Source organism: Escherichia sp. KTE31, from assembly GCF_000407925.1.
Taxonomy (GTDB): Bacteria; Pseudomonadota; Gammaproteobacteria; order Enterobacterales; family Enterobacteriaceae; genus Escherichia; species Escherichia ruysiae.
In genome coordinates, this window is record NZ_KE136723.1 from 16,097 (window position 1) to 16,761 (window position 665).

General features: G+C 58.2%; 1 pseudogene. It reads left to right on the top strand.

Features of this window, described 5'->3' with window-relative positions:
- A pseudogene (locus WES_RS13310) lies at positions 1-665 on the top strand (phage tail tape measure protein); the annotation flags it as partial.

Consider the following 665-nt stretch of genomic DNA (forward strand, 5'->3'; position numbering starts at 1 on the left):
TGGTGTCATCGGTGCCATTGGCCTCGTAGCCTGGCCGGTTATCACCGGCATCAATGCCATCATCGCGGCAGCAGGCGCAATGGGGGCAATCTTCACGACGGTTGGCAGTGCTGTTATGACCGCCATCGGGGCTATTAGCTGGCCGGTTGTGGCCGTGGTGGCCGCCATTGTCGCCGGGGCGTTGCTTATCCGTAAATACTGGGAGCCTGTCAGCGCATTCTTTGGCGGTGTGGTTGAAGGGCTGAAAGCGGCATTTGCGCCGGTGGAGGAACTGTTCACACCACTGAAGCCGGTGTTTGACTGGCTGGGCGAAAAGTTACAGGCCGCGTGGCAGTGGTTTAAAAACCTGATTGCCCCGGTTAAAGCCACCCAGGACACCCTGAACCGTTGCCGTGACACGGGCGTCATGTTCGGGCAGGCACTGGCTGACGCGCTGATGCTGCCGCTTAATGCGTTCAACAAACTGCGCAGCGGTATTGACTGGGTACTGGAAAAACTCGGTGTCATCAACAAAGAGTCAGACACACTTGACCAGACCGCCGCCAGAACTCAAGCCGCCACGTATGGCAGCGGTGGTTATATTCCGGCGACCAGCTCTTATGCAGGCTATCAGGCTTATCAGCCGGTCACGGCACCGGCTGGCCGCTCTTATGTAGACCAGAGTA